General features: G+C 66.4%; 6 protein-coding genes. 3 read left to right on the top strand and 3 right to left on the bottom strand.

The features are described 5' to 3' along the window. Positions 1-558 precede the first annotated feature (558 nt). Positions 559-687 (top strand): hypothetical protein, encoded by a 129-nt coding sequence (locus tag ACRDUX_RS28115; protein ID WP_526418670.1) that lies wholly within the window; start codon positions 559-561, stop codon positions 685-687. Here ACRDUX_RS28115 and ACRDUX_RS28110 read toward each other — a convergent pair. Beyond that, on the bottom strand, positions 666-1,433 hold the full coding sequence (locus ACRDUX_RS28110; RefSeq protein WP_526418668.1) for a hypothetical protein: 768 nt from the start codon (positions 1,431-1,433) through the stop codon (positions 666-668). The two genes, ACRDUX_RS28115 and ACRDUX_RS28110, sit on opposite strands and share 22 nt — an antisense overlap. A 197-nt stretch (positions 1,434-1,630) precedes the next feature. Here ACRDUX_RS28110 and ACRDUX_RS28105 point away from each other — a divergent pair, with 197 nt between their 5' ends. After that, positions 1,631-3,709 carry a serine/threonine-protein kinase gene (locus ACRDUX_RS28105; protein WP_526418666.1) on the top strand — a complete coding sequence of 693 codons (2,079 nt, stop codon included), beginning with the start codon at positions 1,631-1,633 and terminating at the stop codon, positions 3,707-3,709. A gap of 28 nt (positions 3,710-3,737) precedes the next feature. Here the strand turns inward: ACRDUX_RS28105 and ACRDUX_RS28100 are convergent, their stop codons facing one another. Further along, entirely contained in the window at positions 3,738-4,100 is a 363-nt protein-coding gene (locus ACRDUX_RS28100) for a hypothetical protein (RefSeq protein ID WP_526418664.1), read from the bottom strand. Positions 4,101-4,335: 235 nt separating this feature from the next. Here ACRDUX_RS28100 and ACRDUX_RS28095 point away from each other — a divergent pair, with 235 nt between their 5' ends. Further along, a complete protein-coding gene (locus ACRDUX_RS28095) occupies positions 4,336-5,433 on the top strand; it encodes an FHA domain-containing protein (protein ID WP_526418662.1) in 1,098 nt (365 codons plus the stop codon). A gap of 1 nt (position 5,434) precedes the next feature. Here the strand turns inward: ACRDUX_RS28095 and ACRDUX_RS28090 are convergent, their stop codons facing one another. Next, positions 5,435-6,022: a sensor domain-containing protein gene (locus ACRDUX_RS28090; RefSeq protein WP_526418672.1), complete on the bottom strand. Its 588-nt coding sequence runs from the start codon at positions 6,020-6,022 to the stop codon at positions 5,435-5,437. Between the last annotated feature and the right edge of the window lie 90 nt (positions 6,023-6,112).

Raw genomic sequence — 6,112 nt, 5'->3', positions numbered from 1 at the left:
AGTACAGACGCCGCTGCGTCTGCAACCGGCGGGCGACCACGGCGCCGATGAAACATCCCACCCACCACACCCCGGCGACGGCGAAGAGGCTCAGCGACCACGTCGGCAGCGGCGGGAGTACGTGCGCCTCACCGGCGACCAGGACCTCAACCACTGGCCCAGTGTCTCAGCACGACGGGGTGCTCGAGGTGCGGCCGACGACGAACACGACGGCAACCTCGGTTTCGCGGTGGGCTGGCCTCAAATTGGTGAACGACCTCTGGTGGGGCGCCTTTATGATCGTTAGCGGGGAGGAGCTGTGCGGGTCGATCCCAACGTGGTTCCAGACCGCCAATCATCGGGTGTGCATGTCCGAAGCAGAAGGAAGGTGCAAGGTGCGTGCACCTTCACCCGATCGGCGGGCCCGTCACGCCTCTACCGTCTCCACCCGACAGGCACCGAACATGGGTCCTTCCGCGACGCCACACCGCCCGATCATGGACCAGGGCGCCGGAAGTACGTCAAACCAGAACTCCCACAAGGGTCTTGAGGACCATCACCAGAACCCGGTGCAGATTCATGACCGACGTCGAACGCGATCGCCACGTGGAACCCGACCACGCCGCGGCGATATGGTGGGCGACAATGACCGCAGTGGTGGCGTTCGCCGACGACCGCAAGCCGGACTACGGAGAGCGCTCTTCTTGAGCGGGGCGTGAATCGGACCGCTGCGGTAGTTGGGTGTCGCGCTGGTGCACCGCGTTTGCGTGGTGGCGGCCATAGCTGACCGGAAGTCTCGTGCCGACGAAGTAGCCCGCAAAGTAGAAGACCACTGGGACGGCGTAGAGCGCTATGGACGCCAACGCGGCCAACGTAGCGGGGACGTACTGCCTTCGCGCCACGGGCATGCGAGCACGCCCGTCGATGTGGCCAAACATCCCGGCGACCACGACCATGAACACAAGGCCGAGATGCGATCGCGAATCTCCGTCGTCGGGACGCAACACGACCGCGGCGGCCATCACCGAGAAGAACGCCATGAACCACCAGATCTTGGCCGCAGACGACGTCCCGTAGTCCTCTGGTCTCGGCGGCCGCGGGGGCAGGCCGCGGTCCTTTTCGTCGCGCCGACGGTCGGAGTCGGACGCGCTGATGAGCCGCCCGCCGATCTTGAGATACGGGGTTTTCAGCGCGGCGTACAGAGTTGACTGCATCGCGACCAACGCTGCTGCCCCCACGGCTGACTTCCACCCGAGGTAGGCGAACCCCACCGCGACGAGAGCCGCGGCCCCTGCGTGGCCGAGCCAGTAGAAGCGCCGCTCAGCGCTGAGTTCCTTCGTGCGCATCAACGCGACGAGGAAGCCGAACCACCACATAGCGGCCACGACGAGTGCTGCCACCGACCAGTCGGGCATCGGGGCTCTTCCTGCTCCGACGGCGATCATCGTGGTCACCCGCTGATTCTGTCAGGGCCACGTGGTCGGGCCGCGTCCTCGACCGCCTGGTCGTGGTGTTTCGTAGGTTGTGTCCGTGCGTTCCCTTCGCAGCGTTGCGCGTGCCGGTGCGCATTGAACCGCCATGCTCGGTAATACTTGCGTTTCGTAACATGCCGGGGCGACCCGCCAGATCCAGGAGAGCTGCAGACCAAGTCATGGCCTTGAGCGTGGGAACGGTCGTCGCCGGCTACACGATCGAAGCGGTCCTCGGTGCCGGCGGTATGGGGACCGTTTATCGTGCGGCCCACCGGAGCCTGCCCCGTAGCGATGCGCTGAAGATCCTCTCAGAGGAGTTCTCCCGGGACGAAGAGATTCGGACCCGATTCCAGCGCGAGGCCGACCTCGCCGCCACGTTGAGCCACCCCAACATCGTCAGCGTCTACGACCGCGGCGAGACCGAGGACGGACGCCTCTGGATCGCCATGCAGTACATCCAGGGAACAGACGCCGATCAGCAGCTCAACGACGGGCACATGACCCCGGTCCGCGCGGTGAACATCATCGGTGAGGTCGCCACCGCCTTGGACTACGCCCATCGGCGTCTGATCCTGCACCGCGACGTCAAACCAGCCAACTTCCTTCTCGACGCAGACGACGACCGCGCCTTCCTCGCCGACTTCGGCATCGCCCGCGCGCTCGACGACGCCGTCGGGCTGACGCGCACCGGCACCGTGATGGCCACCGTCTCCTACACGGCGCCAGAGAGCTTCTCGGCCGAACCGGTCGACCACCGGGCCGACATCTATTCGCTGGGTTGCGCACTCTTCCAGCTCCTCACGGGTAGGACGCCGTTCTTCCAGTCGCAAGCAGGGGGAATGGCGGGCGTCGTGTCGGCACACCTCTTCCAGGCCCCCCCAAAAGTCACCGACCACGCACCCGCACTCCCGGCGGCCATCGACGCGGTGATCGCCAAGGCCATGGCCAAGGAACCCGACGCCCGCTACCAGAGCGCGCGTGAACTCGCCGCTGACGCTGCCAGGGCCGTGATGGGTCCGACGGCGACGCCGTCGCGTACTGCGCCGTGGCGTAGCACCGAGGCACCGCCGGTGCGGGACGCCGACGCTGCGAGCGGGCCGGTCAGCTCTTGGACCCCGGCGACGGGTGTCGACTCGCGATCGGCGCCACCAGCCCCCGAGCCAGCGCCACCATCGCCGTTCGAGTCGTCAGCACCAAGTCCCTGGCCGCCGCGGTCCGACGTCGGTCCGCCTACACCCGCGCCGCCGTCACCCTTCGAGGCGTCCACACCATGGCCTCCCGCTGTGCCGCTGATCAAGCAGCGTCGGCGTCGGGGCCGCGTGGGTCTCGCCGTCGCCGCGGCGATGGTCATGGTGATCCTCGCCTCGGTGGGCGGCTACTTCGTGTTCCGCGGCCCCGGGCAACCGCCCTATGCGCCACAGACGTTTCGGCATGTCCACGGCCAGACCGAGGTGTCGACGGCGCCGACCGCCGTCGCGGCGTTGGGACCTGGTGACGCCGACGCCGCCCTGTCGCTGGGTGTCCAACCGGTGGCCGTCACCGCCCCGGACGCCAAGCTGCCCGGCTTCGAGCAGTCCGCCGTCACCGCCAATCCTGTCGTGCTGGGTTCGATCGACACCGCTGCCGTCGCCAAGGCCAAACCCGATCTGATCATCGCCACCGGCGATATCGACGACGCCACCTTTCGTCGGCTCGCCGACATCGCCCCGACGATTACCCGGCCAGAGGACAGCGCCAGCGGGCAGTGGACTTGGCAGAACCAGCTGACGTGGATTGGTCGCATCCTCGGCCACGAGGATCGAGCGCGTGAGTTGATCGACGCCACGGTGTCACGTCAGAACGATCTGTCGAACCAGAACCCGACATTCAAGGGCAAGTCGATCGCGGCGTTGGCGGTCAGCGACACCGGCGTCGCGCGCGTACTCTCGCCGTCCTTCACCTCGGATTACCTGCAGTCGTTGGGCTTTCGCTACAACCCAGACGCCGACCGCAACCCGGTCGACTCCGGGGAGACCCGGCCCATCCAGGATCTCAACGAGATCTACACCATCGAACCGGACTATCTCGTGGTGATACGAACAGACGCCACCGCCGGCAACGGAGGATTGAACGGATTGCCCCGACAATTCTCGGCCTATCAGGGGCGGATCGTCGTCGTCGACGACGCGGACACCGTCGCGGCCCTTGCTGATCCCGGGGGGTTCCTGGCGGTCAAGCACCTCGACGACCACTTCGTCGCAGACCTCGCTGGGGCCTAGCTACCCGGCGGCAGGGTGTGGTTCGGCTTCACGCCGGGGTGTCGAGCAGGCTGAGCAGTGTGTATTGCGCGTCGAGATCGTTTGGATCGTCGTGCAATTCGTCGCAGGCAATCTTGATGCGCCGAGCCCGCAGCCGAAGTTCGCGCAGACTTGGGCTGGTGCGCAGGAGAAGGTCCCGCACGTGCTCTTGCGCCTCATGATCGAGGGGTGCGCAGTACAGGTCGTCGCATGCGACCTGCAGTTGGCGCAACGTGCCGTCCGGGTGGTTCGTGTCGCCGTCCTGCGCGTCGAGGCCCTCGGCGGAGTCCGCCGGACCAGAGGGCGGACGGTGCTGCATCTCGAACATCGCGTTCCCTTCGTCGCGCATCCGCGCCAGTGGCGGTGCTTTCACTTTGCGACTGTAAACGAAAGCAGCGCTGTTGCCAAGCGCTAGCGCAAGCAATCTGAAATTCGGGGGCCACCCGGGGCGAAATCGCCCTCACCAGTTCCTTTAGTCCCCCATGTGTCAAATCTGCGCCGTATGACTCGAATCAGTTCATTCAGTGTGCACGCGCGCAGTGCTAGCATTGCATTCACAAGCGATTGAGCAGAACGCTGGTTGAACTCGACCCATAGGAGCGGACGCAGTGATCGATTCCCCCACGGCGGCTCCGGACCTCACCATCGAATGCGCCGGCTCAACTCCGCACACGGTGCAGCCCCAAGACGCTCCGATCACCATCGGCCGCGAACTGCCCGCTCACATCCGGATCTCCGACCCGCGGATATCGCGCACGCATTTGCAGATCGAAGCCGGCGATGACGGCTGGACCGTCACCGACGCCCGCAGCACCAACGGCACCTACAGCGACGGACAACTCGTCGACCGTCTCACCGTCACCGACGGGCTCACCCTGCTCCTCGGCGACACCGAAGGGATCCCGGTGACCTTCACCCTGACGCCACCGTCGCCTCGCTCGAACGAACGCTCCGAGGCCACGACCGACGACGACGTCGTCGCCGACTCGACTGAGGACGACTTGCCCTCCGGCCACGACCCCGGCATCGCGGCGGCCGGCGACGAAGTCATCAAGCGTCGGGAAGAACTTGGCCTCTCCCAGCGCCGACTGCAAGACGACGGGGTCATCGCCCAAAGCAACCTCGTCGCCTTCGAGAGGGGACGGCGGTGGCCTCGCGAGAACACCCGGGCAAAATTGGAGAAGGCGCTGGGCTGGGAGCCGGGCCACCTGGCGCGGGTGCGCTACGCCGACATCCGCACCGACAAAACCACCGACGTCATGTCCGACACGGTGCGCGTCACGGTCCTCGTCCAAGCGCTCGAACTTGCCCTTGAGGGAATCAAGGCCCGCATCGACACCTTGCCCACGACCGACGACACTTCCTTCGCCACCCAGGCCGAGGCACTGCTCGGGGAGCTGCGCCGCGTTCTCGACACCGCCACCGAGACCGTACGCACGACCAAGGGCCCCGGAATGCCGCTACTTCTGGGTGACGTTCGACGGACCTACAACCAACTTGTCGTGCGCATCGGCCGAGCACCAGGTGCGGCGTTGAGCCACCGCCTCTCCGCCGCACGGCACCTTGCCGAGCTGTCCGTCGAGGAAACCGCGGCCGCCGCTGGCGTCGACCCGGCCCACGTCCTCGCCACCGAGGCCGGGCAACCCGTTCCTGCCACCATCCGCGACTCACTCGATGCGCTAGCCGCGCAGCTGCTGCACCGGTAACTCACGCAGGCAGCTTGACCGCGATGCGGTCGACGACGGCGTTGGCCATGGACGCCGAGTCGCCGTCGCCACAGACGATCGATTCCACGGTCACGTTCGCTTGCGCCTGCACGACGTGGTAGCAGCGCCGCACAGGCGCTTCCTCACGTTCGGCGCCGGCGCCGGCGCGGCCCGCGGTCATCCCCGATCGGTCCATCCCCTCGCTGACGATCTCGGTTGGCATCCAGTGTTGCGTCACACGGCCATCCGTAGTCGAAAATGACTGCCTCGCTGTGCAATACCCGAACATCTTGACGACGTCGGCGACGACGGCCCCCGGCTGCACTTTGTCGACGAACACCGTGATGAGCTGGGCCACGACTTGACCGCGCGCACCCTTGAGCCTGTTGCCGCTGACTGCCTGATACTTCGTCGCCGCAAGGGCTTGATTGACCAGTAGCCGCGACGCGCAGGTCGTCGGCTCGACACCCGTCGTCTGCTCCCATGGATGTGTGAAATCGCTCAGAGGCCGCAGGTCGGCATCGCCCACGATGTCCGCCATCTCAACACCTTTGAGCAACGCCGCCTGCGCAGCAGGCCCCGTAACCAAGGCCGGATGCGAGGGCTTGGCGGTAGTGCGCAGCGTTGCGCTTGCGGTAGTGGTGGCACCAGAACTCGACGGCTCGACACCGTCCGGAGA

Source organism: Mycobacterium sp., from assembly GCF_050701675.1.
GTDB lineage: Bacteria > Actinomycetota > Actinomycetes > Mycobacteriales > Mycobacteriaceae > Mycobacterium.
The sequence above is the reverse complement of the archived record's forward strand: the minus strand, read 5'-3'. Positions and strand labels throughout refer to the sequence as shown.